This window comes from Pseudomonas sihuiensis (assembly GCF_900106015.1).
Taxonomy (GTDB): domain Bacteria; phylum Pseudomonadota; class Gammaproteobacteria; order Pseudomonadales; family Pseudomonadaceae; genus Aquipseudomonas; species Aquipseudomonas sihuiensis.
The window spans coordinates 359,713-384,817 of sequence record NZ_LT629797.1 but is presented as its reverse complement, the minus strand read 5'-3'; the positions used below and the strand labels follow the sequence as shown (position 1 = coordinate 384,817).

The 25,105-nt window shown below is 63.1% G+C and carries 23 protein-coding genes and 1 pseudogene; 9 read left to right on the top strand and 15 right to left on the bottom strand.

Annotated features, from left to right (window positions below; all coding sequences use genetic code 11):
* The first annotated feature begins 80 nt into the window (after window positions 1–80).
* On the top strand, window positions 81–818 hold the full coding sequence (locus BLT86_RS01970) for a GntR family transcriptional regulator (protein ID WP_017677704.1): 738 nt from the start codon (window positions 81–83) through the stop codon (window positions 816–818).
* Window positions 819–889: 71 nt separating this feature from the next.
* On the opposite strand, the gene BLT86_RS01965 is transcribed toward BLT86_RS01970, so the two are convergent.
* From BLT86_RS01965 to BLT86_RS01945, 5 genes are all read right to left on the bottom strand, one after another.
* Window positions 890–2,200 carry a CitMHS family transporter gene (locus BLT86_RS01965; RefSeq protein ID WP_017677705.1) on the bottom strand — a complete coding sequence of 437 codons (1,311 nt, stop codon included), beginning with the start codon at window positions 2,198–2,200 and terminating at the stop codon, window positions 890–892.
* A 159-nt stretch (window positions 2,201–2,359) separates the two neighbouring features.
* Window positions 2,360–3,103: an SDR family NAD(P)-dependent oxidoreductase gene (locus BLT86_RS01960; RefSeq protein WP_017677706.1), complete on the bottom strand. Its 744-nt coding sequence runs from the start codon at window positions 3,101–3,103 to the stop codon at window positions 2,360–2,362.
* 63 nt (window positions 3,104–3,166) lie between these two features.
* Window positions 3,167–3,514 (bottom strand): hypothetical protein, encoded by a 348-nt coding sequence (locus tag BLT86_RS01955; RefSeq protein ID WP_017677707.1) that lies wholly within the window; start codon window positions 3,512–3,514, stop codon window positions 3,167–3,169.
* 176 nt (window positions 3,515–3,690) lie between these two features.
* Window positions 3,691–4,215: a DUF3087 domain-containing protein gene (locus tag BLT86_RS01950; protein WP_017677708.1), complete on the bottom strand. Its 525-nt coding sequence runs from the start codon at window positions 4,213–4,215 to the stop codon at window positions 3,691–3,693.
* 65 nt (window positions 4,216–4,280) lie between these two features.
* On the bottom strand, window positions 4,281–4,895 hold the full coding sequence (locus BLT86_RS01945; RefSeq protein ID WP_017677709.1) for a DJ-1/PfpI family protein: 615 nt from the start codon (window positions 4,893–4,895) through the stop codon (window positions 4,281–4,283).
* Between the two features lie 83 nt (window positions 4,896–4,978).
* Between BLT86_RS01945 and BLT86_RS01940 the strand changes: the two genes are divergently transcribed.
* Window positions 4,979–6,313, top strand: a complete 1,335-nt coding sequence (locus BLT86_RS01940) for an aminotransferase-like domain-containing protein (RefSeq protein ID WP_017677710.1) — start codon at window positions 4,979–4,981, stop codon at window positions 6,311–6,313.
* On the opposite strand, the gene BLT86_RS01935 is transcribed toward BLT86_RS01940, so the two are convergent.
* Window positions 6,307–7,137: an AraC family transcriptional regulator gene (locus tag BLT86_RS01935; RefSeq protein WP_017677711.1), complete on the bottom strand. Its 831-nt coding sequence runs from the start codon at window positions 7,135–7,137 to the stop codon at window positions 6,307–6,309. The genes BLT86_RS01940 and BLT86_RS01935 overlap by 7 nt on opposite strands.
* 122 nt (window positions 7,138–7,259) lie before the next feature.
* On the opposite strand from BLT86_RS01935, the gene BLT86_RS01930 reads away from it, so the two are divergent.
* From BLT86_RS01930 to BLT86_RS26315, 4 genes and pseudogenes are all read left to right on the top strand, one after another.
* Complete coding sequence (locus BLT86_RS01930; RefSeq protein ID WP_017677712.1) at window positions 7,260–7,778, top strand: carboxymuconolactone decarboxylase family protein; 519 nt, start codon at window positions 7,260–7,262, stop codon at window positions 7,776–7,778.
* A gap of 18 nt (window positions 7,779–7,796) precedes the next feature.
* Entirely contained in the window at window positions 7,797–8,051 is a 255-nt protein-coding gene (gene grxC, locus BLT86_RS01925) for a glutaredoxin 3 (protein ID WP_017677713.1), read from the top strand.
* Between the two features lie 190 nt (window positions 8,052–8,241).
* Window positions 8,242–9,030 (top strand): annotated as a pseudogene (locus BLT86_RS26320) (MCP four helix bundle domain-containing protein); the annotation flags it as partial.
* An 18-nt stretch (window positions 9,031–9,048) separates the two neighbouring features.
* Window positions 9,049–9,888 carry a methyl-accepting chemotaxis protein gene (locus BLT86_RS26315; protein ID WP_370730851.1) on the top strand — a complete coding sequence of 280 codons (840 nt, stop codon included), beginning with the start codon at window positions 9,049–9,051 and terminating at the stop codon, window positions 9,886–9,888.
* A gap of 63 nt (window positions 9,889–9,951) precedes the next feature.
* On the opposite strand, the gene BLT86_RS01915 is transcribed toward BLT86_RS26315, so the two are convergent.
* Complete coding sequence (locus BLT86_RS01915) at window positions 9,952–11,397, bottom strand: alpha/beta hydrolase (RefSeq protein ID WP_092374366.1); 1,446 nt, start codon at window positions 11,395–11,397, stop codon at window positions 9,952–9,954.
* A 215-nt stretch (window positions 11,398–11,612) separates the two neighbouring features.
* Between BLT86_RS01915 and BLT86_RS01910 the strand changes: the two genes are divergently transcribed.
* Window positions 11,613–12,167 (top strand): nucleotidyltransferase family protein, encoded by a 555-nt coding sequence (locus tag BLT86_RS01910; RefSeq protein WP_017677718.1) that lies wholly within the window; start codon window positions 11,613–11,615, stop codon window positions 12,165–12,167.
* A gap of 141 nt (window positions 12,168–12,308) precedes the next feature.
* Here the strand turns inward: BLT86_RS01910 and cyoE are convergent, their stop codons facing one another.
* The 8 genes from cyoE to hrpA all read right to left on the bottom strand — a co-directional run bounded on the left by cyoE (window position 12,309) and on the right by hrpA (window position 22,891).
* Window positions 12,309–13,265, bottom strand: a complete 957-nt coding sequence (gene cyoE, locus BLT86_RS01905) for a heme o synthase (RefSeq protein ID WP_017677719.1) — start codon at window positions 13,263–13,265, stop codon at window positions 12,309–12,311.
* Complete coding sequence (gene cyoD / locus BLT86_RS01900) at window positions 13,265–13,600, bottom strand: cytochrome o ubiquinol oxidase subunit IV (protein WP_017677720.1); 336 nt, start codon at window positions 13,598–13,600, stop codon at window positions 13,265–13,267. The genes cyoE and cyoD overlap by 1 nt, the downstream gene beginning before the upstream one ends.
* On the bottom strand, window positions 13,601–14,227 hold the full coding sequence (cyoC, locus tag BLT86_RS01895; RefSeq protein WP_092374363.1) for a cytochrome o ubiquinol oxidase subunit III: 627 nt from the start codon (window positions 14,225–14,227) through the stop codon (window positions 13,601–13,603). It abuts the gene before it with no gap.
* Window positions 14,228–14,229: 2 nt separating this feature from the next.
* Window positions 14,230–16,218, bottom strand: a complete 1,989-nt coding sequence (gene cyoB, locus BLT86_RS01890; RefSeq protein WP_072426020.1) for a cytochrome o ubiquinol oxidase subunit I — start codon at window positions 16,216–16,218, stop codon at window positions 14,230–14,232.
* Between the two features lie 2 nt (window positions 16,219–16,220).
* Window positions 16,221–17,138, bottom strand: coding sequence for a ubiquinol oxidase subunit II (cyoA, locus tag BLT86_RS01885; RefSeq protein ID WP_017677723.1), 918 nt, complete (start codon window positions 17,136–17,138; stop codon window positions 16,221–16,223).
* Between the two features lie 836 nt (window positions 17,139–17,974).
* Window positions 17,975–18,550, bottom strand: coding sequence for a DUF6436 domain-containing protein (locus BLT86_RS01880; RefSeq protein WP_017677724.1), 576 nt, complete (start codon window positions 18,548–18,550; stop codon window positions 17,975–17,977).
* Window positions 18,547–18,810 carry a hypothetical protein gene (locus BLT86_RS01875; RefSeq protein WP_017677725.1) on the bottom strand — a complete coding sequence of 88 codons (264 nt, stop codon included), beginning with the start codon at window positions 18,808–18,810 and terminating at the stop codon, window positions 18,547–18,549. The genes BLT86_RS01880 and BLT86_RS01875 overlap by 4 nt, the downstream gene beginning before the upstream one ends.
* 64 nt (window positions 18,811–18,874) lie before the next feature.
* Entirely contained in the window at window positions 18,875–22,891 is a 4,017-nt protein-coding gene (gene hrpA / locus BLT86_RS01870; protein WP_017677726.1) for an ATP-dependent RNA helicase HrpA, read from the bottom strand.
* A gap of 387 nt (window positions 22,892–23,278) precedes the next feature.
* On the opposite strand from hrpA, the gene BLT86_RS01865 reads away from it, so the two are divergent.
* Both BLT86_RS01865 and BLT86_RS01860 read left to right on the top strand, forming a co-directional pair.
* Complete coding sequence (locus BLT86_RS01865; RefSeq protein ID WP_017677727.1) at window positions 23,279–23,755, top strand: hypothetical protein; 477 nt, start codon at window positions 23,279–23,281, stop codon at window positions 23,753–23,755.
* On the top strand, window positions 23,752–24,789 hold the full coding sequence (locus BLT86_RS01860; RefSeq protein ID WP_017677728.1) for a serine/threonine-protein kinase: 1,038 nt from the start codon (window positions 23,752–23,754) through the stop codon (window positions 24,787–24,789). The genes BLT86_RS01865 and BLT86_RS01860 overlap by 4 nt, the downstream gene beginning before the upstream one ends.
* The last annotated feature ends 316 nt before the right edge of the window (window positions 24,790–25,105 follow it).

Genomic DNA, 25,105 nt, shown 5'->3' with positions numbered 1-25,105 from the left:
TGTATCTACAGAGATCGAGTGCTGTCAATCTGCAGGCCAGTGGTAAAGTGACGGCCGGTCGACTTTTGGATGTGAGGTTTATGAGCACCACGGCTCTGGGACAGGACGAACGCCTGCCGCTGTATCAGCGGTTACGCGACGAAATGCTGGGCAAGATCGCCGCAGGCGAATGGCTGCCTGGGGAAGCCATCCCCACCGAAGCGGAGTTGACCCGCCAGTACGGCGTGGCCGTGGGAACGGTGCGCAAGGCGGTGGAAACCCTCGTCGCAGAAGGCCTGCTGCTGCGTGCCCAGGGTCGCGGCACCTTCGTGCGGCGGCCGAACTTCGACGGCTCGCTGTTTCGCTTCTTTCGTCAGGTCAGCGCCAGCGGCCAGCCTCAGGTACCGCAAAGCCGTATCCTCGACTGCCGCCAGGTGCCTGCCGACGCTACCGTCAGCCAGGCCCTGAAACTGGGCGAAGGCGAGCCCTGCGTCTTTCTCCAGCGCCTGCGCCTGATCGACGGCCGCCCGCTGTTCCATGAACGTATCTGGCTACCCGCCTCGCGCTTCAGCGCTCTGCTGGATATCGCCGCCGACCACTTCCCGCAATTGCTCTATCCCTTCTACGAGCAGCATTGCGGCCAGCGCATCGCCTCGGCCCAGGAAACCCTTACCGTCTCCGCAGCCGATGCAGAGCTCGCTGCCATTCTGGATGTGGCCGAAGCCAGCCCGAGCGTGGTCATCGAACGCACCGCATTGGGCTACGACCGCACGCCGCTGGAATATCGCCTGTCACGCGCGGCGGCGGAGAACTTCCGTTACCAGGTGGAAATCAGCTAACAATTTTCAGCACGCTGAATGCAAAACGCCCGTGCAAGCCCGGGCGTGAGATGCAGTGCTAGCAGCGCTTGTCAGAACAAACCGAGTGCCCAGGCCGCGCCGAAGAGCACCAGCGAGAAGCCCCACATCCACCACAGCGAATAGCGAATGTGCCGGCCCAGATCCAGCCCGGCCAGACCCAGTGCCAGCCACAGTGCCGGCGAGAACGGGCTGATGAAGGTGCCGATGATGTTGCCGATGGTCAGCGCATAGACCACGCTGGCCGGCTCGACGCCCTGGGCACCGACCACTTCCAGCGTTACCGGCAGCAGGCCGAAGTAGTAGGCGTCGGTGCTCAACATCAGCTCCATCGGCAGGCCGAACAGCCCCAGCAAGATATGCATCTGCCCCACCAGCGGTGCCGGCAGCACCTGCGCCAGGTCCTGGGCAATGGACGTGAGCATGCCGGTGCCGGTGAAGATGCCGAGCATCGAGCCCGCCGCCAGGATGATCATGCCCATACTCAGCGCAGCCGGAGCGTGGGCGGAGATACGCTGCATCTGCGCCTTGCCGCCGGGGTAGTTGATCAGCAGCGCCAGGCACAGACCGATCATGAAGATATAGCCAGCCGGCAGCACGCCAGAGAACAGCGATACCAGCACCGCCAGGAACAACGCGGAGTTGGCCCACAGCAGACGCGGGCGCTCCAGTGCAAGCTCCTCGGCGCTTGGCTCATGCAAATCAGTGCTGGTTTCCACCAGTACCCCTTCGTCCCCACTCTTGCCGGCGGCGATACGGCGCTGCTCACGCCAACCCAGCAGCGCCGCCAGGGCTACCAACAACACCACACCGATACCCTGGATGGCGATCAGCGGACGCCACAGCTCGGTGACCTCGATGCCGGTCACGGCCGAGGCACGGCCCAGCGGTCCGGCCCAGGGCAGCATGTTGAAGATACCGGCGCCGATCGCCAGCAACAGCAGCATCAGGTAGGGGCTCATGCGCAACTGCTTGTACAGCGGCAGCAAGGCGGGAACAGTGAGCAGGAAGGTGGTGGCGCCGGCACCGTCGAGATGCGCCAGCATGCCGATCACCGCCGTGGCCACGGTCACCGCGATCACGTTGCCGCGGGTCAGCCGGACCATGCCGCCGATCAGCGGGCGGAACAGCCCGGTGTCCTGCAGCACGCCAAAAAAGGTAATGGCAAACACGAACATGGTGGCAATCGCCGTCACGCGGCCGATGCCATCGGTGAAGAAACCGGAAATCGCCTCCGGGCCAAAGCCCGCGGCCAGAGCGCCGAGCAACGGCACCACGATCAATGGCAGAACAGGCGACATGCGCCCGATAAGCAGCAGCACAACCAGGCTGCAGATGGTCAACAGGCCAATCAGGGTCAACAAACCGCTTTCTCCTCTTTTTCTTGTAAGGCACGCGAAAGGCGCGTGCGGAGGCTAAGAGGCGAACCTTTCAAAAACCTTTAAGCGGCGGACATGCGTCACGCTAAATGTCAGTGGATATGTCGCCGAATCGGGGCGGCAGCCCTGCCACCCCGACTTCACTTATTGCAGTGTGTAGCCCTTGTCCACCACCCAATCCTGGCCGTGGACGCCGCGTGCACCATTGCTCAGCTGAAACAGCACCACCTCGGCAATCGCCTGCGGATCGAGAAACTCGCCGTCGACCAGGCGCTTGCCAACCTCGCTGGCAACGCCCGCCAAGGCATCGTCGGCCAGGCCCAGACTGTTCCAGATCGGTGTCGCCGTCGGCCCTGGTGAAACCAGATTGAGCCGCAGCCCGTCGCCGGCATGTTCCAGCGCCAGACTACGTACCAGCGCCGAGAGCGCCGCCTTGCTGGCGATGTAACCGCCGAGCCCGGCAAACCCCAGTTGCCGCAGAAAGGTACTGATGAACACCACCGACGCAGGCCGCGCCAGATGCGGCCTGAGCACTTGAAAGGTATTGATTGCACCGGCGCCGTTGACCTGCCACTGCTGCTCGAACGCCTGCATATCGCAGCCCGGCGCCAGCCGCGCGATTCCGGCGTTGGGCACCAGATAGTCGACTGCCCCGAGCCGCCCCGCCCGCTCGGCCAGCCCATGCAGCGCGTCGATATCGGTGACGTCACCCGCACACCAATGCAGCTGTTCTGGATGCAACGCCTGCAGCGCTTCCAGCGCGCCCAGACGCCGTGAAAAAGCCAGCACGCGCGCGCCGCGCTGCAGCAACAGATCACACACAGCCAGACCGATACCCGAGCTGGCCCCGGTGACGACAGCCAGACGACCCTGAAAATTCGTATTCATGAAGTTCCTCGAAGCAAAAAGAGCATGAGTGCCGCGGCTTCCACGAGCCGCGCTGAGATCGACTTACTGCGCTTGCAGACGGATGCCGTTCATCTCCACCTGCTGACCCAGCGCGAAGCGCTCCTTGGGCGAGCGCACCCACTGCTCACGACCGTCTTCGTGGCGCACCATATAGGCGGTGCCACTATTGCCAGTGGCAGCCTGCACCTGTGCGCCCGACCAGAGCCCGGCGGCGCCACCGACCAACGCACCGACAGGGCCACCCGCGGCGGCGCCCAGCATCAGGCCGGACAAACCTCCGAAACCGGCACCCACCGAGTTTTCTTCACGTTCGGCCAGCACTTCGGCAGCCTGCAGAACATTGGCGGCCGCTAGGCCGAGGGAAAGGGCAAGCAAGGCAATGGATTTCATCTGAGCTCTCCTGTGATGGGCATTGCACCCGGAGAGAGTCAGATTCTGTGCCATGTATTTTATCTATAAAAAACAGATAGATAAGAAAAAACAGGTACTAATGACAACAAGGAGATCAGGTCACAATGACAACTTTAAAGTCATTGTGACTTCAACCCTGGATCGACAAGAAGTGTTCAGCTAAACGTTTTGACCCGCTCCAGCCAGGCCAGGTCGAGCCGCGTCTGCTCGATGTCCAGCCCCTGCTGCTCCATCGCCTCACGATGGCTGTCGATCTCGCGCACCATCTGGCTCAGCTCGCTGGAGTTGCCGTCGAGCTGATGCATCTGGGTCACTCCCAGGTGGTAGAAGCGCAGCAGCTTCATCGCCGTTTCATCGCCCTGGGCCACGCCTGCCTTGACGTGATGCATGACGTTGGTCACGCGCATCAGGCTGCGCTTGAGGCGCCAACCGTAAACGGCCGGCGCCATGAACGGCCGCAACCAGAGTCGCTGGCGCACCAAGGCAATGGTCAGGCCGAGCCCCGCCAGCACACCCAGCAGGTTCCACTTGAAGTTGTCGCCACCGGGCGTGCCGAAAAGCTGCGTGCTCGCCGTGGCGCAGAGCATGGCCAGCGCCACGAAGATGACCGCGATCACCATGGTGCTGCGGCGGGTCTGCTGGCGGTAGTAGGCGGGGTCGATGGGCTGGATTTCGAACATGCGCGAAGGCTCGTGGCGGGGTCAGTCGGCGATGGTACGACAGCTTGCCGCGATGCACGAACCCGTCACGCCTCTGTACGGTACTGAAGATAAGGACCGATCGCCGCCATCGCCCCCGCCAGGTACTGCGCCTTCTCACCCACCGGCGCCACGTAGTGCAGCGCCTGGCGCGCCTCGTCGAGGCCGACCAGACGGGCGATGACCCAGGCGGCGAGATAGGTCGACGCCAGGCAGCCACCCGCCGTGGCGACATTGCCACGGGCGAACAGCGGCTGGTCGAGCACCTGCACACCCGCCTCCTGCACCCAGGGCTTGCTGGTCAGGTCGGTGCAGGCGAGCACGCCGTCGAGCAGGCCGAGCCGGGCCAGTAGCAACGTGCCGGAACACTGCGCCGCCAGCAGTTGCCGCGCCGGGTCGAGGCGCAGCTGCGCCATCAGCGCTTCATCCGCCACCACCTCACGAGTACGCATGCCACTGCCGACGATCACCGCATCGGCCGCGCAGGCCTGCTGCAGGTCGATGTGGCTATCGATCACCAACCCGTTCATGGATGTCACGCGTGCAACTGGGCTGGCGATGCTGACGCGCCAGTCGGGCCGGCGGACGCGGTTGAGAATGGCGAAGGCGATCAGCGAGTCGAGCTCGTTGAAACCCTCGAAGGTCAGAATGGCGATGTGCATGGCAGCTCCTGTGATGAAACGGGTTGCCACGCAGCTTCGGGGCAATGATCATGACAATCAAATAATTGTCATGGATACAACCCATGCCCCGCGCGCGCTACAAGCAACTGGTCGATCAGTTGGCCGCCGACATCCGCTGCGGCGCGCTCGCGCCCGGTACACGCCTGCCCACGCACCGCGAACTGGCCGCGCAGCACGGCATCGCCCTAGTCACCGCGTCACGGGTCTACGCCGAGCTGCACGCCATGGGCCTGGTCAGTGGCGAAACCGGGCGCGGCACCTTCGTGCGCGAGACCAGCCTGGCGCCTGGCCACGGTATCGACCAGCCGGCGACCGAGGGCGGCATGCTCGACCTCAACTTCAACTACCCCACGTTGCCGGGCCAGGCCGATCTGCTGCGCCAGGCCCTGCGCCAGCTGGCATTGTCTGGTGACCTGGAAGCGCTGCTGCGCTACCAGCCGCATGCCGGGCGCCCCCATGAGCGGGCATTGCTGGCCAGGCACCTGACGGATCAGGGACTCCCGGTCACGGCGCAACAGGTGCTGATCGTCAACGGCGCCCAACACGGCCTGGCGCTGACCCTGCAGACCCTGCTCAAGCCCGGTGACGTGGTCGCGGTCGATGCCCTCACCTACCCCGGTTTCAAGGCGGCTGCTGCCGCGCGCGGCGTGGAATTGCTGGCGCTGCCCTGCGACGCCAGCGGCCCCGATTTCGATGCCCTGGCAGCACTGTGCAGAACGCGCCGGGTACAGGCGATCTACAGCATGCCGACCCTGCACAACCCGCTGGGCTGGGTACTCGACCAGCGACAGCGCAAGCGCCTGATCGATATCGCCCGCGAGCACGATCTGCTGATCATCGAGGATGCCGCCTACGCCTTCCTGGCCAGCTCGGCACCAGCGCCACTGGCCGCCCTGGCGCCCGAACGCACGGTGCATGTATCTGGCTTCTCGAAGAACATCGCCACCGGCTTGCGGGTTGGCTACCTGACTGCGCCTGCCGTCTGGGTCGCCGCACTGGAGCGCAGCATCCGCGCCAGCACCTGGAACACCCCGGGCATCATGACGGCGCTGGTCTGCGCCTGGATCGAAGACGGCACACTGGCCCGCCTGCAAGCACAGAAGCGCGAGGACGCCCGCTGCCGGCAAGCACTGGCGCGGCGCGTGCTGGCCGGCCTGCAACCGATCGGCCATGAGGCCGGCTATTTCCTCTGGCTGCCGTTACCGGCCGAGGTGCGCGCCGATCAGGTCGTGGCGCGCCTGCTGCACGAGCGGGTGGCGGTCTCCACCGCTGAGCCGTTCAGCACCTCGGAGCAGGTGCCCCATGCGCTGCGCCTGGCCCTTGGCTCGGTCACCCTGGCGCAACTGGAAGACGCGCTGGACAAGGTCAGGCAAGCCATCGCCCATTTCGCCTATTGAGCGACCTGACGCAGCCACTCGCTGGGACTCGCCCCCACCTTGCGGCGAAATGCACGGGCCAGGGCCGAGGGGCTTTCATAGCCGACCTCGTCGGCGATCAGCGCCATGGGCCGGCCCTCGCGCAGACGCTTCTGCGCCAGGCTGACGCGCCAGCCCACCAGATAATCCGCCGGTGTAGCACCGACCACATCGTGAAAATGCGCAGCGAAACTGGCGCGCGACATGCCGGCCAGCGCCGCCAGCTCGGCCACCGACCAGCCGTGCTGCGGTTTCTCGTGCAGTTGATTGAGCGCCCGCGCCAGGCGTGGTTCGGCCAGCCCCGCCATCATCCCCGAGGCCAGCTCGCGGCTGTTCATCAGATGGCGCAGCAGTTGAATCACCATCAGCTCGAACAGGCGATTGAGCACCAGTTCGCGTCCGCAATCCTCCCCCGCCGCCTCGGCGAACAGCCAGTCCAGGCAACCGCTCAGGCTCGGCAACTCGCGCAGCGGTTTGACGATGGCGCCTGGCAGTGACCGCGACAGCGGATTGTCGATGCCGCCGTCGAAGGCCAGGGTCGCGCAGACCAGTTCGGCACCGTCAGCCTCACTGGCCGTCATCTGGTGCAGGCGCGGCCTGGCCACCAGCATCAGGCTCGGCTCTTCCAGACGCAGTTCGCGGCCATCGCCTTCACGAAAGCTCATGCGCCCGGCACGCAGTAGATGGATGTAACCATGCGGCTCATGCTCGCCATGGCTGCTGGTGCCGCAGAACCCACCGCGGTGGAAGGTGCTGGCGTGCAGGTTGAAGTGATGCAGCAGGCTGGAAAGGCGATCCATGGTCATCTCGCACTCTTGGACGATCTGTCGCACAACATCGACGATCTGAATCCGAAAAGCCAGATCGATTGCCTAGCATGGCTCCAGGCTTGAACGACAAGCTCCCCACCCAAGACTGGAGAAACACCATGACTCGTATCGCCGCACTGCCCTTCGAACAAACCGCTGCCAGCGCCCAGACGCAACTGGAAGGCATCCGCAAGGGCCTCGGTTTCATCCCCAATACCTTCGCCACCCTGGCCCACGCCCCGGCCGCGCTGAGCGGCTACCTGGCACTGTCCCAGGCGCTCGGCAAAGGCACACTGAACGCCAAGGCGCGCGAAGTGGTGGCGCTGGCGAGCTCGCAGGTCAACGGCTGCGAATACTGCCTGGCCGCGCACACCCTGTTCGCCGGCAAGGCCGGTCTTAGCGCAGCGGACATTCGCAGCGCCCGCGATGGCGAGTTCGATGCCGTAGCGCGCCTGACCCGGCAGATCATCGACAGCCGCGGCCGCCTCAGCGATGCGCAGCTGCAAGCCGCGCGCGATGAAGGGCTGAGCGAGGCCGCTATCGTCGAAGTGGTGGCCAACGTCGCCTTGATGACGCTGACCAATTACCTCAACAACCTGGCCGAAACCGTTGTCGATTTTCCACCAGTAGCCGTCTGATGACGCCGGAGGTACACCATGCAAGCCGTCACCCTCTACACCACCGCATACTGCCCTTACTGCATCAACGCCAAGGCGCTGCTGACACGCAAGGGCGTGACCTACGAGGAAATCGACGTGAGTCGCTCGCCCGAGCGTATGGCGGAGATGCTGCAGCGCAGCAAGCGCCGCAGCGTGCCGCAGATATTCATTGGCGAGCATCATGTCGGCGGCTTCGATGACCTCGCCGCACTGGAACGTGGCGGCGAACTGGATGCGTTGCTGCAAGCCTGAACCCTGATGGCCGACCTTGCCGGCGGCCATCACCCCTTCTGCGCCGACAGCTGTGCCGGCCTACTCCTTTTCGTCAAAGCGCTCGTCTTTGCCCTCATGCACCTGGCCATCGCTGCCGATACAAAAGCGGCAACATCGGCCCGATAGGCTGAGCGTCGCCCTGCGCCCTATCTCGAAATGGAGTCTGCCCATGCGTCTCGACGCCCTCTCTTTGAAAACCCGCCTGATCATCGCGGTGGCGATTCCCTGCATCGCCCTGCTGCTGGTGGCGCTGACCAGCCTGAGCAGCATGTCGAGCATGCATCGGGACACGCAGGTGCTCTATCTCAATACGGCTGCGCCGATGCGCGCCATGGCCGAGGTCGCCTCGCGCATCCCGCGTATGCGCGTCGGGCTCGACATGATGCTGCTGCAGGAAACTCCGCTACGCGACGAACGCGGCGTGAAATCGCGCGTGCAGGATGCCCGCAACGAAGATGTGCCCGGCATGCGCGAAGCGATGCGCCAGGCCGTGGCGGCCCAGGTCAACCCGGAGCGCAAGGTCCAGGCGCAGCAACTGCTTGATCAGTTCGAAGCCATGGTCAGCAATGAACTGAACCCGATGCTCGCCGCCTTCGACGCCGGCGACATGGCCAAGGCGCAGCAGATCTATCGCGACCAGTACGCCAAGACCTACGGCGTGATGCGCCAGGGCGCCAACGACCTGCTCGATGCCCTGCTGCAGCAGGCTGAGCAGCAGAACCAGCACAGTGCCGAGAGCTACGACCAAGGCATTACCCGTCAGATCGCCATCATCGCCATCGGCCTGCTGGTATCGATCATCATTTCCTGGCTGATCGTGGTGCAGCTACGTCGCCGTGTGGCGGTGTTGCAGAGCAGCCTGGGCCAGGCTGCCGACAACCTGGCCCTGGACACCCGTATCGACCTGCACGGCCAGGACGAGCTGAGCGAGATCGCCCGCAGCTTCAACCAGTTCATCGACAAGGTGCATGGCGCCATGCGCCAGCTCGCCGACAACTCGCGCCAACTCTCGGGCATGGCTCGCGACGTGGCCGAACGCGCGCGCCTGACCCAGAGCAACTGCACGGCGCAAAGCGACCGTACGGTGCAGGTGGCCACCGCCATCAACGAGCTGGGCTCGACCGTCAACGAGATTGCGCGCAACGCCGAGAACGCCGCAGCAGTCGCCCGCGAGGCGACCCAGCATGCCAGCGACGGCAGCGCCGTGGTCAGCCAGGCGCATCGCCAGGTCGATGCCCTCAACGGCGAACTGGAACAGGCCGCCAAGGTGATCGAGGCACTGGCCGCGCAGACCGACGCCATCAGCACCACGCTCAACACCATCCGCAGCATTTCCGAACAGACCAACCTGCTCGCGCTCAACGCCGCCATCGAAGCGGCGCGTGCTGGCGAGCAAGGCCGCGGCTTCGCCGTCGTGGCCGACGAGGTACGTACCCTGGCCAGCCGTTCCGGTGCCTCCACCGAGGAGATCCAGCAGGTCATCGACCGCCTGCAGAACGAATCACGCTCGGCCGTCGAGGCCATGGCCAAGGGGCAACGGCAGAGCGCGCTGGTGGTGGAATATGCGAGCAAGGCGTCGGCGGCGCTGGAGCAGATCAACAACCATATCGGCCAGATCAGCGACCAGAACATCCAGGTCGCTACTGCCACCGAAGAACAGTCCAGCGTGGTCGAAGACATCAACCGCAACATCGTCGACATCAACGAGCTGACCGTCGGCACCACCCATATCGCCGACCAGCTCAACCAGGCCAGCAGCGACCTGCAGGCGCTATCGACCCAGCTCGATGGCCTGGTCGGGCGTTTCCGGTTGTAACCCCTCAAACCACTCGGTGCGCACGGCGCCCCCTCCGGTCGGACGCCGTGCGCATCGAACCACCTACAAGTCTTCGTCGATGCGCTCGCGCAAATAAGCGTAGAAGGGGTTGGACGTCATACGCTGCAAACTATCGAGCCCCACCACCAGCACGCCGTGTTCACCGCGCGGTGCCAGCGTGCCAAGGGCTACGCCGTAGAACTCCTCGGAGGTCGGTTCGCTGCCATACAGCGGATCGTCCGTGGGAAACGGCAGTGCAACGTGTGACAGCGAGAACAGCTGGCTCGGGTATTCGACGTTCAATGGCGTCACCCGCGCCTCACGCTCGCCGGCGGTGATTCGCCGCGCCTCGACCTGACGACCACCGCTCTGCGCAACGCCCACTACCGTCAGGTCGTAGTCACGCTGAGCCGGTGGCAGCAAGGTCTCGAGCAAGCCGCTCATGTCCGCCCGCAGCAGCGAGCTGGCCGCCTGCGAGCGGTTGATGTCGAAAATCACCAGTTCGCTGCCATTGGCCGGTAGACGCTCGAACAAATGACGCACCACGGCCGGTGTACTCACGGTACTGTCGGCCAGCGACTGAAAGGCCAGCACCGGTGGCAATCGTGACAGACGGCCATCGGCTTCGGCGGCATCGAAGGCAGACTGCACCTCGCTGGTCAGCTCATAGGTCTGCCGCGCCGCGTGCACCGGGAAGGAGTTGTACTTGAACGGGTTGAACTCCGGCAGCACGTTCATCCAGGCCGACTTGGCGAAGGCCGGCAGCAACGCCGGCAGGGCCGCCAGCCCGGCGTAACGGGCGTAGCTGGTGACACCGATCATCGGCGAGATCAGCACCAGGCGTTGCGGCATGGCCAGGCGCTCGTCTTCCAACGCCGCCAGGCTGTAACGCAGCGCCAGCGCCCCGCCGTTGGAGTAGCCGACCATATAAAGCGGCCCGTCCGGCACCTGGCGCCGCGCCTCGCGCACGGCCAGGCGGGTAGCGGCCAGCCATTGCTCCCAGTGCGCAGCAGTGAGCGCCGCCGGCACCGTGCCATGGCCAGGCATGCGCGGCACCAGCGCTAACAGCCCCTGTTCGCTCAGGTGCTGGGCGATATGGCGCAGGCTGTATGGCGAGTCGGTCAGGCCATGCAGCAACACCACCACGCCACGCGCCGGACCTGGCGGCTGCAGAGTGAAGGAGCGATTCCAGTCGCGCAGCAGGTTGCCGGGGTAGACCGGGCTGTCGCTGGCGTAGCGGCTGTATGGCGCCGTGCCGGAGGCCGTGACCGGCTCGATCAACTCACTCTGCAGGCGCTCGAACAGGGCCGCCTCGGCGGCCAGATAGGCTTGCCAGTCGGCAGCGTCCAGCTCGCTGACCTCCAGCTCCTGCGGCACCAGGCGGTGCCAGGGTTCCAGTTCGGGCAACGACGACAGCCCGGCGATACGAATGCCGAGCAAGGCCACCACGATCAACAACAGCACTACCAGCGTCCAGGCCATCACGTTGCGCATGCGTGGTAAACGCATCAAGCGCCTCCCTCGAAAATCTCTGGCCGGGAAAATCCGTCCCGGCGACCGGCTCGGGGACTTTAGTGCAAAGCGGCGCCCGACCACCACTGGGTTGGCCTTTAAGGTCTGTATCGGTGCCATGCGATTCAGCAGGCTGCGTGATCTGGAATCAAGCCAGAAGCGCTGGATGAACTGAGCAGGCAAGCAACGGGCACCGCTGATAGGCTGCGCACATGAATCTCGCCGCTCAACTCCAGACACTCATTGCCAACGACCCACAGCGCTTGCGCATCCTGCAGCAGGTGCGCGGGCTCGACTTGCCCGATTGCTGGGTGGCCGCCGGTTTCGTGCGCAGCGCAGTCTGGGATCACTTGCATCAACGCACGCCGTCCCCGCTGCCGGAAGATATCGACGTGATCTGGTTCGACCGCAGCCAAACCGCCCCCGCTCGCGACGCTGAACTGGAGACGATCCTGCGCCACAGGGACGAATCGCTGCAGTGGTCGGTGAAGAATCAGGCACGCATGCATCTGCGCAATGACGATGCGCCTTACGCCTCGGCTACCGAAGCGATGCGGCACTGGCCAGAGACCGCGACGGCGGTGGCCATAAGGCTCGATGAACAAGACAGGCTGGAGGTCGCCGCACCGCTCGGCCTGGAGGATCTGTTCGGCCTTATCGTGCGCCCGGCCGGGCGCTTTCAGAACGAGAGGAGTCAGATCTACCAACAGCGCCTGCATGACAAGAACTGGCTGGCCACCTGGCCAAAGTTGCAGGTGATTGCGTAGGGTAGATCGGGCTTCAGTAGCGACAGACTGGAGGTGCCAGCAAAGCTTCGCCCCGGGGCTCCTACAGGCAATGAAGCGTGGCACCCGTGGGAGGCGCTTCAGCGGCGACAATCGCGACTGAAGCCCCCCACAGAACCAAGGTCAGATACCGGCGACCACCGCGCAGATACCCTGCGCACTGTCGGCAAACTGGCTGCACAGGTGATTGATGGAGGTCACCAATACCTGCTCGGGCGCGGAGATGAAATCCACCGACATCATCACGCTGAGCATGGTGATACTGATGATGGAGAAGGTGAACAGCTTGCGCGCCCACACCCGATCATCGACGGCCTTGTAGCCCGATACGCCCATCCACAACCAGTAGGCACCGCTCAGCGCGGCAACCACGAAGTAGCTGTAGCCGGCGTAACCGCTGAGCGTCAGCATCAGGGTCGCGACCACGAAGGCGGCGATGTACAGCACGATCTGCCGCTTGGCCGCCGAGATCCCCTTGATAACGGGCAGCACCGGGATGTTCGCGGCCTGGTAGTCATTGAAACGGAAGATGGCGATGGCATAGGAATGCGGCATCTGCCACAGGCTGAAGATCAACAACAGGATGGCGGCGCCAGCGTCGAACTCGTTGCTCACCGCGCAGTAGCCGACCACGGGCGGAGCCGCCCCGGACAGGCTACCGACCAGGGTGCCGTACACCGAGCCACGCTTGAGCCACAGGCTGTAGAGGCCGACATAGACCACGAAGCCCATCAGCACCAGCATCACCGCCAGGGTGTTGGTGGCGGCGTACAGCAAGGCCACCCCCGCCACCCCGAGCACGCAGGCATAGACGATGGCGTGCACAGGGGACACCAGCCCCTGCGCTAGCACCCGGTTACGGGTGCGCTCCATCTTCTGGTCGATGTCCCTGTCGATATAGTTGTTGAACACGCAGCCTGAGGCGATCACCAGCGAAACCCCCAGCGCTGTCGCGAAGTACAGCGCCAGATCGATATCGCCACGCGAAGCCAGGAAGAAACCGCCCGTCACGGAAATCAGATTGCCGAAGACGATGCCCGGCTTGGCGAGGTTGAGGTACTGCTTCAGGAGCGCCAGCATCAGTTGATCATCATGTGATAGTGCATGCTCCACATGATCCAGACCGACAGGCCGACCACGAACGCGATGATCAACACGGTGAAGATCATCGAAATCACGTTCCAGCGGCCTTCTGCGTCGGTCTTCATGTGCAGGAAGTACACGAGGTGGACGAGCACCTGCGCCAGGCCGAAGAGCACCACGGTGATCAGGGTCGCGCCACGGCTCAGGCCCAGCACTTCAGGGTGCATGACCAGCATGAAAGGGATCACGGTGAGGATCACCGACAGGATGAAACCGGTCAGGTAATCCTTGAAGCCCACGGCGTGGGCGGCGTGATTATCTTGGTGAGCCATTTACAGCACCCCCAGCAGGTAGACGACGGTAAACACGCAGATCCACACCACGTCGAGGAAGTGCCAGAACAGGCTGAGCAGCCCGACGCGGGTCTTGTTGGTGTCGGTCAGGCCACGGCTGCCAACCTGGAACATCAGCACCAGCATCCACAGCAGACCGGCACTGACGTGCAGGCCGTGGGTGCCGACCAGGGTGAAGAACGCCGACCAGTAAGCGCTGACCTGTGGCCCGGCACCTTCATGGATCAGGTGGCGGAACTCGTACAGCTCGATGCTGATGAAGGCCGCACCGAACAGGAAGGTGATGCCCAGCCAGCGCAGCACCGCGCCCTTGTCGCCACGGTAGGTGGCGAGCATGGCCATGCCGTAGGTGATACTGGAAAACAGCAGTGCGAAGGTTTCCACCAGCACCAGGTGCAAGCCGCCACCGAGCATTTCCTTCGCGGTGGGGCCACCGGCGAAGGAGTTGCTCAGCACCGCGAAGGTGGCGAACACCGTGGCGAAGATCAGCAGGTCGGTCATCAGGTAGACCCAGAAGCCGAACAGCTTGATGCCACTGGTGTCGTGGTGGTGCTCATGGCTGTGGCCATGAGCGTCATGTGGAAAATGGGGTTCGTAAGCGGTCATGGTTAGGCCTGTACGACTGCGTTGGCTTTGGTTTGGTGGTGCGCCTGCTCGATCCGCGCGATCTCTTCGGGCTGCACGTAGTAGTCGATGTCTTCGTCGTAGGAACGCACGATGAAGCTGACCACGGCGCCGACCAGACCGACGATGGCGAGCCACCAGATGTGCCAGATCATGGCGAAGCCGAAGGCGATGACGAACGCCGACACCACCAGGCCGTTGCCGGTGTTCTTCGGCATGTGGATCGGCTCGTAGTGCTCCGGCGCAGGCATCAGCTCGACACCGTTCTTCTTCGCCTCATAGAAGGCGTCGATCTTGTCCGCCGTCGGGATGACCGCGAAGTTGTAGAACGGTGGCGGCGAGGACGTCGCCCACTCCAGGGTGCGGCCATCCCAGGGGTCGCCGCTGACATCGACGTTTTCCTTGCGCTTGATGTAGCTGGTGACGAACTGCACCACGGTGAAGACGATGCCGATACCGATCAGCACCGCACCGACCACGGCTACCTGCACCCACGGCACCCAGGCCGGGTTGTCGAAGTGGTTGAGGCGCCGGGTCATGCCCATGAAGCCCAGCACGTACAGCGGCATGAAGGCGAAGTAGAAGCCGATCAGCCAGCACCAGAAGGAGTAGCGGCCGAAGCGATCGAGCAACTTGAAGCCGAAGGCTTTCGGGAACCAGTAGATGATGCCGGCCAGGTAGCCGAACACCGCACCGCCGATGATCACGTTGTGGAAGTGGGCGATCAGGAACAGGCTGTTGTGCAGCACGAAGTCCGCCGCCGGCACCGCCATCAACACACCGGTCATACCGCCGATGGAGAAGGTCACGAGGAAGCCCAGGGTCATCCAGGTCATGGCGTTCAGTTGCAGACGGCCACGGAAGATGGTGAACAGCCAGGTGAAGATCTTCACCCCGGTGGGGATGGCGATGATCGAGGTCATGATGCCGAAGAAGGCGTTGACGCTGGCCCCCGAGCCCATGGTGAAGAAGTGGTGCAGCCACACCACGAACGACAGCACGCCGATGGCCGCGGTCGCCCAGACCATCGAGGCGTAACCGAACAGAGTCTTGCGCGAGAAGGTCGCCACCACTTCGGAGAACACGCCGAACGCCGGCAGGATCAGGATGTACACCTCCGGGTGACCCCAGATCCAGAACAGGTTGGCGTACATCATCGGGTTGCCGCCCAGTTCATTGGTGAAGAAGTGGAAATCCAGGTAGCGGTCCAGCGACAGCATAGCCAGGGTCGCGGTCAGCGGAGGGAAGGCGCCGCAGATCAGCACGCAGGTCACCAGGATGGTCCAGGTGAAGATCGGCATCTTCATCAGGCTCATGCCCGGTGCACGCATCTTGAGGATGGTGGCGATGAAGTTGACCCCCGTCAGGGTCGTGCCCAAGCCCGATAGCTGCATGCTCCAGATGTAGTAATCCATCCCCACGCCTGGACTGTACTGAATCCCCGATAACGGCGGATAAGCCACCCAGCCAGTCTTGGCGAACTCGCCCAGGCCCAGCGACAGGTTGATCAGCAGCGCGCCGCCGACGAACAGCCAGAAGCTCAGCGAGTTCAGGTAGGGGAAGGCCACGTCACGCGCGCCGATCTGCAGCGGCACGACGATGTTCATCAGGCCGGTGACCAGTGGCATGGCCACGAAGATCAGCATGATGATGCCGTGCGCGGTGAAGATCTGGTCGTAGTGCTCGGGCGGCAGGTAGCCCTGGCCGTCACCGTGGGCCATCGCCAGGTGGGTACGCATCATGATCGCGTCAGCGAAGCCACGCACCAGCATGACCAGCGCGACGAGGATGTACATCACGCCGATTTTCTTGTGGTCCACCGAGGTGAGCCACTCGCTCCACAGGTAGCCCCACTTCTTGAAGTAGGTCACCGCCGCGAACAGTCCCAGACCACCCAGCGCCACGATGGCCAGGGTGATCATGATGATGGGCTCGTGGTACGGAATCGCGTCCAGAGTCAGTTTTCCAAACATATTCACTCCTGCACCTCCGCTGCTTCGTGCATGGCCGTGCTGTGGGAATCTTTCAAGGTCACGTACTGCCCGATCACCTTGTTGAACAGGTTCGGCTCGACCTGGCCGAAGTAGCGAATCGGGTAGATCGGATAGCGGTGGTTGACCATCTCGCCGGGCTCGCCTACCTCTTTGAAGGCGGCGAAGTCCATGACCTCGGGCGACTGCTTGACCTTGTCGACCCACTGCGCGAAGCCTTCATCGCTGACCGAGTGGGTGGTGAAGCGCATGGCCGAGAAGCCTTCGCCGCTGAAGTTGCCGGACTGGCCGAAGAACTCGCCCTGTTCGTTGGCGATCAGGTTGAGCTGGGTACGCTGGCCGCCCATGGCGTAGATCATCCCGCCGAGCTGCGGGATCGACAGCGCGTTCATCACCGTGTCGGAGGTGATGTGGAAGGTCACCGGGGTTTTCTCCGGAATCACCAGCTCATTGACCACGGCCACGCCCTGGTCCGGGTAGATGAACAGCCATTTCCAGTCGAGCGAGACGACTTCGATGTTCAGCGCAGGCTTGTCCGATTCGATCGGGCGATAGGGGTCGAGCGAATGCGAGGTTTCCCAGATGATGACCGCCAGTACCGCGACGATGATCAGGGGAACGCCCCAGACGACCAGTTCGATCTTGTGCGAGTGTGCCCAGTCGGGCATGTAGGTGGCCTTCTCGTTCGACTCGCGATAACGCCAGCCAAACCAGAAGGTCATGACGATCACGGGAATGACCACGATCAGCATGAGACCAATGGAGATCAGGATGAGGTTGCCCTGCTCGACACCGATCTGCCCTTTCGAGTTGAACAGTGCCCAGTCACATCCACCGAGCGCCGAGAAGGCAATCGCCATCACCAGCCAGCGCACACAACGATGGTATTTCTCTTCTTTCATGTCACGACCTTCAACTGAGTGAGCCCACAGTCGGCTTCAGTTGCCGTGCAGCCCATCGAGTAAAAGGCCGGCAGCGAGAACTCAGAGCTTGAGCATCCGTGCAAGCGAAGCGGTAAACCGTGGGAAGCGCGGATGGTGCAGGCTAAGAAGGCCTCATACAATTCATTAGCGGCCTACTTATGAGCGAACTTACAGCATCCATTCGACATGTTTCGAAACATTTACGCAAAGATTTGAAACACTTTGCAGCAAGAAGCCAGCAAAGAAGCGCAGGGGTGCGACAAATGATCACAGCCCCGTTTTAGAGCTGTTTGTCAGCAAATTGACAGGAATCATTGACACGAAAGATGCCGCCAGCTGACAGCACGGTCTGGCTTGACATTGAGGAGATTTTGAGGTTTTCGAATGCGAGCTAGAGGCGCTTGGGCCTAGCGAAAGGCTGGGTCGCAGAGCGGCAGCTAGATAGAAATCAGGGGTGGTTGGCGCTGTAGCCCGGATGCAATCCGGGGCAATTGAGCGCGGCAAAAGCATCGCGGCTGAAGCCGCTCATACCCCTATTCCGTAGGAGCGGCTTCAGCCGCGATAGCTATACCAAACCCGCATACAGATTCGATGCATGCCCCGGATTGCATCCGGGCTACGCAACCGAAAGCCCGGACATGCACGCTTCGCAGCGCACCATCCTGTAGGAGCCGCGCCCTCGCGGCGAATCGGCCACAACCCCGGCAATCCTGGCCAACGCTTCGCCCCGAGGCGGGGCTCCTACACGGAACGCTCTTCAAGACGGACAAACATCCGAGGAAGCGAGGCGCCTGTGGGCAGATCAGCCTCCCCCACTACTTCCAAGCGCAATAACACCCCACCGCCAACCCACTGGCCAGGGAAACATGGCGCCCCTGAGTCAGCGCATCGAGCACCGGCTCGACGAAGCTGTTGCTGGAGTTGCACACCAGCCCTTCGCTGTAAGGGCCGGCATAGGCCAGGTTGCCGTCACGATCCCAGATCGCCAGGGCCGGGCTGGCCGGCAGCGCTTCCATGCCCTCGATGCCAGGCAAGGGCTTCATCCGCCCGCGCAGGAACGGCGCGATCTCACCCTGGCTGCCCGGCTTCTGCACGCTGTAGAACGCTACATCGGCATTACGGTGCAGGCCGATCAGGTAGCGCAGGTGCGCGTCGGTTTCCCCGTTGCAGGGGCAATCTGGGTCCCAGAAGTGCACCACACGAATCGGGCCAGGGCCAGCCAGCTCAGGCGGCAGCTTCAACTCGCCCTGACCGAAGATCACCGTCTGCTCGGCATAGGGCCGCAAATAGGCCGCGCCGCTAAGCCACCAGATCAGTACCACGCTCCCCAGCGCCAACACGCAGAAGCCCACCACCAGATGCTTGAAGCTCAGGCGTTGCAGCAGGTTCATGGCTGATGGCCGAACTTGCGCAGGAACTGCTTCTCCATCTCCTGGCAACTTTCCTCGGTGAAGCTGCGCTCGGTGGCCTGCGCGCTCTTCCAGCAGGCCTCGATGGCCGCACGCTCGCCGGCCTCGATCTCGCTGTCCTGCGGGCGAGTCATGATGTAGATCAGCCCGGCGAAAATCAGTACGACAAAGGCCAGGCCGACCAGGAAAAGGCCCAGGCAGCCACGGCGTCCCAGCCCGACGTTTTCATCATTCACACTCATCGTTCTTCAGTTTCCGCATTCATCAGTGGATAGCTCGCCCCTGCACCGGGGCGAGCGCCGATCATCAACCTTCAACCAGCGTCCACTGCTTGCTCAGGCGCTTGTCCGATACCGCCATCTTCGTGCCCAGTTGCTGGGCGAACAGCGACACGCGGTATTCCTCCAGCATCCAGCGGTACAGCGTCAGCTCCGGATCACGCTTGCCTTCCTGGGCATGCTTGGCAGCGCGGGCCTTGTACTGCTCCCAGTAGCCGGCCAGTTCACCCGTCCACACACGGTCGCGCTGCACCTGCGCACCCACCTTGTCCAGGCGCTGCTCGATGGCCTTGAGGTAACGAGGAATCTCCTTGAGCCACTCGCCCGGCGTCTCGCGCACGAAGCCGGCATACACCAGGCCCGCGAGCTGCTGCTTGATATCGTTGAGCGCCATCGCCTGGGCCAGGTCGATCTTGCCCTTGAAGCGCTTCTGCAGGCCATGGTTGAGCTTGAGGATTTCCAGCACCTGGCGGGCGATACGTTCGGCATGCGTCGTCCAGTCGCCGCGCTTGCGCTCGGCCAGTTGCGCCAGAGCTGCCCCATCGCGCGGCAGCGTGGCTTCGCCTTCGAGGATGCAGGCATCCAGGCTGGCCAACAGAATGTCCTCGACCAGCGCCTCGACGCGGCCGATGTCGCGATAGAGCAGCCCCAGCTCGGTCAGCCCCGGCAGCTTGCCGCGCAGGAACTTGGCCTGTTCGGCCAGTTGCTGCAAGAGCAGGCGCTGCAGGGCGCGGCGGTGCTGGAAGTCGGCCTCGGCCTGAGTCGGGAAGCGCCCTTCCTTGACCACTCCGCCTTCTTCCACCAAGGCCGGGTAGACCGTCATGGAAAGCCCGGCGATCTTCTGCTGCGTCTTCTCGGCCACTTCGGCAAAGGCTTTGGCCTCCACCGCCTTCGGCTTGTCGCTCTGCTGCGGGATGGCCAAGGCCGCCTGGCTGGCCTCGGCGAAACGTGCGGTCAGCTCGGCCAGATCGCGACCTTCGCCAAGGAACTTGCCCTGAGCGTCGACCACCTCAATGTTCATCTTCAGGTGGTTTTCGATGCTTTCAGCAGCCTCCGCCCAGGCCTCGTCGGACACCCGCGCGCCAGTCATGCGCAGCAGTTCATGCCCCAGCGCCTGCGGCAACGAGCCCTGGCCAAACACCAGCTTGTCCAGCGCCGCACCAACGAAGTCCGGCACCGGCACGAAGTTCTTGCGCAGCGCCTTGGGCAGGCCGCGCACCAGGGCGATGCACTTGGCCTCCAGCAGCCCCGGCACCAGCCATTCAAGGCGCTCGGGCGGCAGTTGCGGCAGCAGCGGCGCCGGCACGCGCAGGGTCACGCCGTCACGCGGGTGGTTGGGCTCGAAGTGATAGCTCAGCGGCAATTGCAGCTCGCCAATGCGCAAGGTGTCCGGGTACTGCGCGGCGGTGACTTCCTTGGCATCGCGAGCCAGGGCGTCTTCCTCACGCATGATCAACAGCTGCGGGTCGGCGGCGCTGCCTTTCTTGTACCAGCTCTCGAAACTAGCAGCCTGGTAGATGTCCTGCGGGATACGCGCATCGTAGTAGCCGAACAGGGTTTCCTCGTCGGCGAGAATGTCGCGGCGACGCGACTTGGCCTCCAGCTCGTCGAGACGTTCGAGCAACTGGCGGTTGGCGGTCAGGCAGCGCACGCGGCTGTTGATCTCGCCGCGCACCAGCCCCTCGCGAATGAACATCTCGCGCGAAACAGGCGGGTCGATGGGGCCGTAATGCACCGGGCGGCGACCGACGATGATCATGCCGTACAGGGTGACCTGCTCGTACGCCACCACCTGGCCGCGCTTCTTCTCCCAGTGCGGTTCCAGATGGTTCTTCTTCACCAGGTGGCCGGCCAGCGGCTCGATCCAGTCCGGCTCGATCTTCGCCACCATACGGGCGAACAGCTTGGTGGTTTCCACCAGCTCAGCGGCCATGATCCAGTTGGGCTTCTTGCGCCCGATCACACTCGACGGGTGAATCCAGAAACGCCGCTGGCGCGCGCCGAGGTAGTCGCCCTCCTCGGTCTTCTGGCCGATCTGGCTGAGCAGGCCGGCGAGAATCGCCTTGTGCACGGCGGCGTAATTCTTCGCCCGCACCGCCGCCTCACTGGCTTCGGCCTGCTGGCGGGCGATGGCGTTGACACGGGTGTCCTTGGTCGGCTGCGGCGTGTTAGCCGTTTGCTCGCCCTGCGCCTCCGAGCGGCTCTGGCTGCCCTTGCCCATCAGTTGCAGATCACGGGCGATTAGCACCAGTTGCCGGTGCGCATCGCGCCATTCGCGCAGGCGCATGTAGTTGAGGAAGTTCTTCTTGCACCAGGTGCGCAGCGGGTTGCTGCCCAGCTCCTGGCGTTTTTCCTCAAAACCGCGCCACAGGTTGATCAGCGCGGCGAAGTCCGAATCGACATCCTTCCACTGCGCGTGCGCCTGGTCGGCGGCCTGCTGGCGATCCATCGGTCGCTCGCGCGGATCCTGCACCGACAGCGCGGCGGCAACGATAAGGATTTCCTCCAGGCTGCCCTGCTTGGCGCCTTCCAGCACCATGCGCCCCAGGCGCGGGTCGATGGGCAGGCGCGCCAGTTGCCGGCCGATGGGCGTGAGCTGGCTTTCGCGATTGACCGCCGACAGCTCCTGCAACAGGTTGAAGCCGTCGCTGATGGCCTTGCCATCTGGCGGCTCGATAAAGGGGAAGTCCTCGATGCTGCCCAAACGCAGGTGCAGCATCTGCAGAATCACCGCCGCCAAGTTGGTGCGCAGAATCTCCGGGTCGGTAAATTCAGGGCGCCCGAGAAAATCTTCCTCGCTGTACAAACGAATGCAGATACCCGGCTCGACCCGGCCGCAGCGGCCCTTGCGCTGGTTGGCGCTGGCCTGCGACACCGGCTCGATGGGCAGGCGCTGTACCTTGGCGCGGTAGCTATAGCGGCTGATGCGTGCGGTGCCGCTGTCGATCACGTAGCGGATACCCGGCACGGTCAGCGAGGTTTCCGCGACGTTGGTGGCCAGCACGATCTTGCGCCCGGCCATGGGCGCGAAAATCTTCTGCTGCTCGGCCGGCGTCAGCCGTGCATACAACGGCAGCACCTCAGTCAGGCGCAGGTTGGCCTTGCGCAGCACCTCCGCCGCCTCACGAATCTCGCGCTCGCCGGGCAGGAACACCAGCACGTCGCCGGGGCGCTGGCCCACGTTGCGCTCGTGCTCGGCGATCTCATCCAGCGCAGCGAGAATGCCCTGGTCGATGGACAGGTCATCGAGCAGGCGCTCGCCCTCCTCGTCCACCTCCGCCGCCAGCGGGCGATACCAGGTTTCCACCGGATAGGTGCGGCCAGATACCTCGATGATAGGCGCGTCGTTGAAGTGTTTGCTGAAACGCTCCAGATCGATGGTCGCCGAGGTGATGATCAACTTCAGATCCGGGCGACGCGGCAGCAGGGTCTTCAGATAGCCGAGCAGGAAGTCGATATTGAGGCTGCGCTCATGCGCCTCGTCGACGATGATCGTGTCGTACTTTTCCAGAAAGCGGTCGTGCTGGGTTTCGGCGAGCAGGATGCCGTCGGTCATCAGCTTGATCAGCGTGCCGTCCTTGCTCTGATCCTCGAACCGCACCTGATAACCGACCAGCTCGCCCAGCGGCGTGCCGATCTCTTCCGCTACCCGAGTCGCCACACTGCGCGCTGCCAGGCGGCGCGGTTGGGTATGGCCAATCAGCCCATGCACACCCCGACCAATCTCCAGACAGATCTTCGGCAACTGCGTGGTCTTGCCCGAACCGGTCTCACCGGCGATCACCACCACCTGGCTCTTCTCCAGCGCGGCCTTGATCTCGTCGCGCTTGGCGGCAATCGGCAGCGCATCGTCGTAGCGCATCACGGGGATGCTGCTACGCCGAGCCGCCACCTTGTCGCTGGACGCCTGAAAACGCTCCAACCACTGCGCCAGCTTGGCCTCATCTGGATGCTTCTGCAGCTCATGCAACTGCCGGCGCAAGCGATGGCGCTCGGCGATCATGACGTGGTCGAGGTTCTTCTGCAGCGTGGCGAGGTCAGTCATCTAGATCGGGGCAATCAGGGCAAAGGCGGGATTGTCGCAGATTACAGCGTGGGGCGGGCAGGCTATGCCGCAGCGGAAGAGCGTGAAGATAAGGCGTAATGGAGCGGCGGGTTTCGGCCAGAAGCGGACTGATCAGCCGCGACTTAGCTGGCCATCCTTGATGGTTTGAGGATCTATGGGAAATCGGGCCTTGTCTCAAGCGAACTCAAGGGAAACTCAGACACCATCAAGGTATTGAGTCCCAGCTCATCAAAACACCGGGCAAGCAGATCTCTCTGACCGAACCCGAAGCCTGCACAATGAAGAAGTATTCTTGTGAACTCGACGCCTCGTTACGGGCTCGGTTACCGTTACAGACTTTCAACCGCTGATACAGGATATACCTGAATGGGATCTCGTTGCGTGGGGTTTGTTGTTGCAGGTGAGGACATCATTGTCATCGATACGGAGATCCCGGACGACGCTGATGAGCCCATCACGATCGTCATGGACGCGACTTGGAACCTTGCCAAAGGTGATCGCGGTGCAGCCTATGCCACGATGTTTCAACGTTGTGGTGACTACTTGCGGGAGAACAAGATTGCCAAAGCCGTGATCAAGGCAAGTGCACTCCCACAAGCCGCTGCGAAGCTTAGCCTCCTCGAAAGCGCAGAGCTTCGAGGTGTGATCATCGCCGCCTGCGCTTCGGTATGCGAGACGAAGGTACTGAAGAAGGCCCAGATCAGTCGTACATTCGGCGATCGTAAGGTCGATGAGTACGTCAAGGACGACGGCTTTTGGGATGCCAATGTGGAGGGCGGCAAGCTAAGAAAAGGTAGCCGCGAAGCCGCGATGCAGGTGATTGCCGCGAGGAGTCGTAAGTGACTGCAATACTCCCGAAGCTCGTCATCGGCGCGAAGCTAGGCAATGGGCATTTCGGTGAAGTGTTCCAGGGTGACGACAATGTCCACGGTCGGGTGGCGGTAAAGGTCCTTTCCCGCAAGCCCACCCACACCGATGCAGATTGGCAGAAGCACAAACGCGGCTTCTTGGCCGAAGCACAGTTCCTTTCAAAAGCCACGCACCGAAATGTGGTGCAGGTGTACCACATCAGTGAGGAAGGCGATTCTATCCACTTTGTCATGGCGCACTGCGCAGGCGGATCGTTGATGAGCGCCTACGAGATAGGGCCTATGACGCTGTCCTCCGTCCGCAAAGCCGCGACCGAAGTCTTGCTTGGGCTAAGCGCTTTGCACGCTCGCGGGATGCTGCATCGCGACATCAAGCCTGGAAACATCTTGATCGACCACACCGGCGTCGCGTTGCTTGGCGACTTTGGACTTGTGACTGACGATCTCTTGCTCGGGTATGCAGATCAGGCAGGCTACCGTGATCACATCGCATTCGAGGTTTGGCATGGCTCAGGTACCAGTGCCAGAACGGACATTTGGGCGTTGGGCATGACACTCTACCGGTTACTGCATGGCAAACAATGGTATGACTCAGAAGTCGGCCGCCCCAGGGACACCGTCAGGGATGGAGCCTTTGCCGATCGGCTTAAGTGGCTCCCTCATGTACCGACGGCGTGGCGACGAACCATACGCAAGATGCTGTGCGATGAGCCAGCTGCTCGGTTCCAGACAGCCAACGAGGCCCTGGATGCAATCGGGCGATTGCCAATTACCCCAGAGTGGACGGTTACTGACGTGTCAGCGCAAGGCGTACGCTGGGAGCGGCAAGTTGGTAAGCGTCTAGTCGTCGTAAAGTGGGATCGCATCTCACCGAGACAACATGATTGGCAGGCGTGGAGCCAGCCGTTGGATGCTGGCAGGAAGAAGACCCTGGGTGGATCGGGTGGCGTCGTTGGCGGGAAACTAGCCGTGAAGGAGATGGAGACATTCTTCGCTAAGTGCAAGTGAGCCTACCTGCCTCAGCCCCCAGGCCCCAAAAGTCGAGTCCGAAGACAATGCCTATGATCAGCCCGCTCCCAAGGAGCGGGGCAGTAAGTATCCATCCATGCCATCATCAGCCGTGATGGGCATAAGCTGAAAATGCGCACGCACGATGTCGCGACGCGCCTCGGCACATTGCGGACAAAAGGCGTTGCGTGCGTTGACGCCTTCCGGTGGCGCCCAGAAGGATCCGCAATACCCGCACCGAGGCATTGCCAAGGTCAAGTTCACTCGTCGTTGGTTCATGTGCTGCCTCCGTCGCCCTAGTCCTTATCCGACCCTC

What these genes read in the sequence shown, in the direction of transcription:
- BLT86_RS01970 (WP_017677704.1), top strand. Translation starts at nt 81, where the DNA reads ATGAGCACCACGGCTCTGGGACAGGACGAACGCCTGCCGCTGTATCAG.
- BLT86_RS01960 (WP_017677706.1), bottom strand. Translation starts at nt 3,103, where the DNA reads ATGAATACGAATTTTCAGGGTCGTCTGGCTGTCGTCACCGGGGCCAGC.
- BLT86_RS01955 (WP_017677707.1), bottom strand. Translation starts at nt 3,514, where the DNA reads ATGAAATCCATTGCCTTGCTTGCCCTTTCCCTCGGCCTAGCGGCCGCC.
- BLT86_RS01950 (WP_017677708.1), bottom strand. Translation starts at nt 4,215, where the DNA reads ATGTTCGAAATCCAGCCCATCGACCCCGCCTACTACCGCCAGCAGACC.
- BLT86_RS01945 (WP_017677709.1), bottom strand. Translation starts at nt 4,895, where the DNA reads ATGCACATCGCCATTCTGACCTTCGAGGGTTTCAACGAGCTCGACTCG.
- BLT86_RS01940 (WP_017677710.1), top strand. Translation starts at nt 4,979, where the DNA reads ATGCCCCGCGCGCGCTACAAGCAACTGGTCGATCAGTTGGCCGCCGAC.
- BLT86_RS01935 (WP_017677711.1), bottom strand. Translation starts at nt 7,137, where the DNA reads ATGACCATGGATCGCCTTTCCAGCCTGCTGCATCACTTCAACCTGCAC.
- BLT86_RS01930 (WP_017677712.1), top strand. Translation starts at nt 7,260, where the DNA reads ATGACTCGTATCGCCGCACTGCCCTTCGAACAAACCGCTGCCAGCGCC.
- grxC (WP_017677713.1), top strand. Translation starts at nt 7,797, where the DNA reads ATGCAAGCCGTCACCCTCTACACCACCGCATACTGCCCTTACTGCATC.
- BLT86_RS26315 (WP_370730851.1), top strand. Translation starts at nt 9,049, where the DNA reads ATGCGCCAGCTCGCCGACAACTCGCGCCAACTCTCGGGCATGGCTCGC.
- BLT86_RS01915 (WP_092374366.1), bottom strand. Translation starts at nt 11,397, where the DNA reads ATGCGTTTACCACGCATGCGCAACGTGATGGCCTGGACGCTGGTAGTG.
- BLT86_RS01910 (WP_017677718.1), top strand. Translation starts at nt 11,613, where the DNA reads ATGAATCTCGCCGCTCAACTCCAGACACTCATTGCCAACGACCCACAG.
- cyoE (WP_017677719.1), bottom strand. Translation starts at nt 13,265, where the DNA reads ATGCTGGCGCTCCTGAAGCAGTACCTCAACCTCGCCAAGCCGGGCATC.
- cyoD (WP_017677720.1), bottom strand. Translation starts at nt 13,600, where the DNA reads ATGGCTCACCAAGATAATCACGCCGCCCACGCCGTGGGCTTCAAGGAT.
- cyoC (WP_092374363.1), bottom strand. Translation starts at nt 14,227, where the DNA reads ATGACCGCTTACGAACCCCATTTTCCACATGACGCTCATGGCCACAGC.
- cyoB (WP_072426020.1), bottom strand. Translation starts at nt 16,218, where the DNA reads ATGTTTGGAAAACTGACTCTGGACGCGATTCCGTACCACGAGCCCATC.
- cyoA (WP_017677723.1), bottom strand. Translation starts at nt 17,138, where the DNA reads ATGAAAGAAGAGAAATACCATCGTTGTGTGCGCTGGCTGGTGATGGCG.
- BLT86_RS01880 (WP_017677724.1), bottom strand. Translation starts at nt 18,550, where the DNA reads ATGAACCTGCTGCAACGCCTGAGCTTCAAGCATCTGGTGGTGGGCTTC.
- BLT86_RS01875 (WP_017677725.1), bottom strand. Translation starts at nt 18,810, where the DNA reads ATGAGTGTGAATGATGAAAACGTCGGGCTGGGACGCCGTGGCTGCCTG.
- hrpA (WP_017677726.1), bottom strand. Translation starts at nt 22,891, where the DNA reads ATGACTGACCTCGCCACGCTGCAGAAGAACCTCGACCACGTCATGATC.
- BLT86_RS01865 (WP_017677727.1), top strand. Translation starts at nt 23,279, where the DNA reads ATGGGATCTCGTTGCGTGGGGTTTGTTGTTGCAGGTGAGGACATCATT.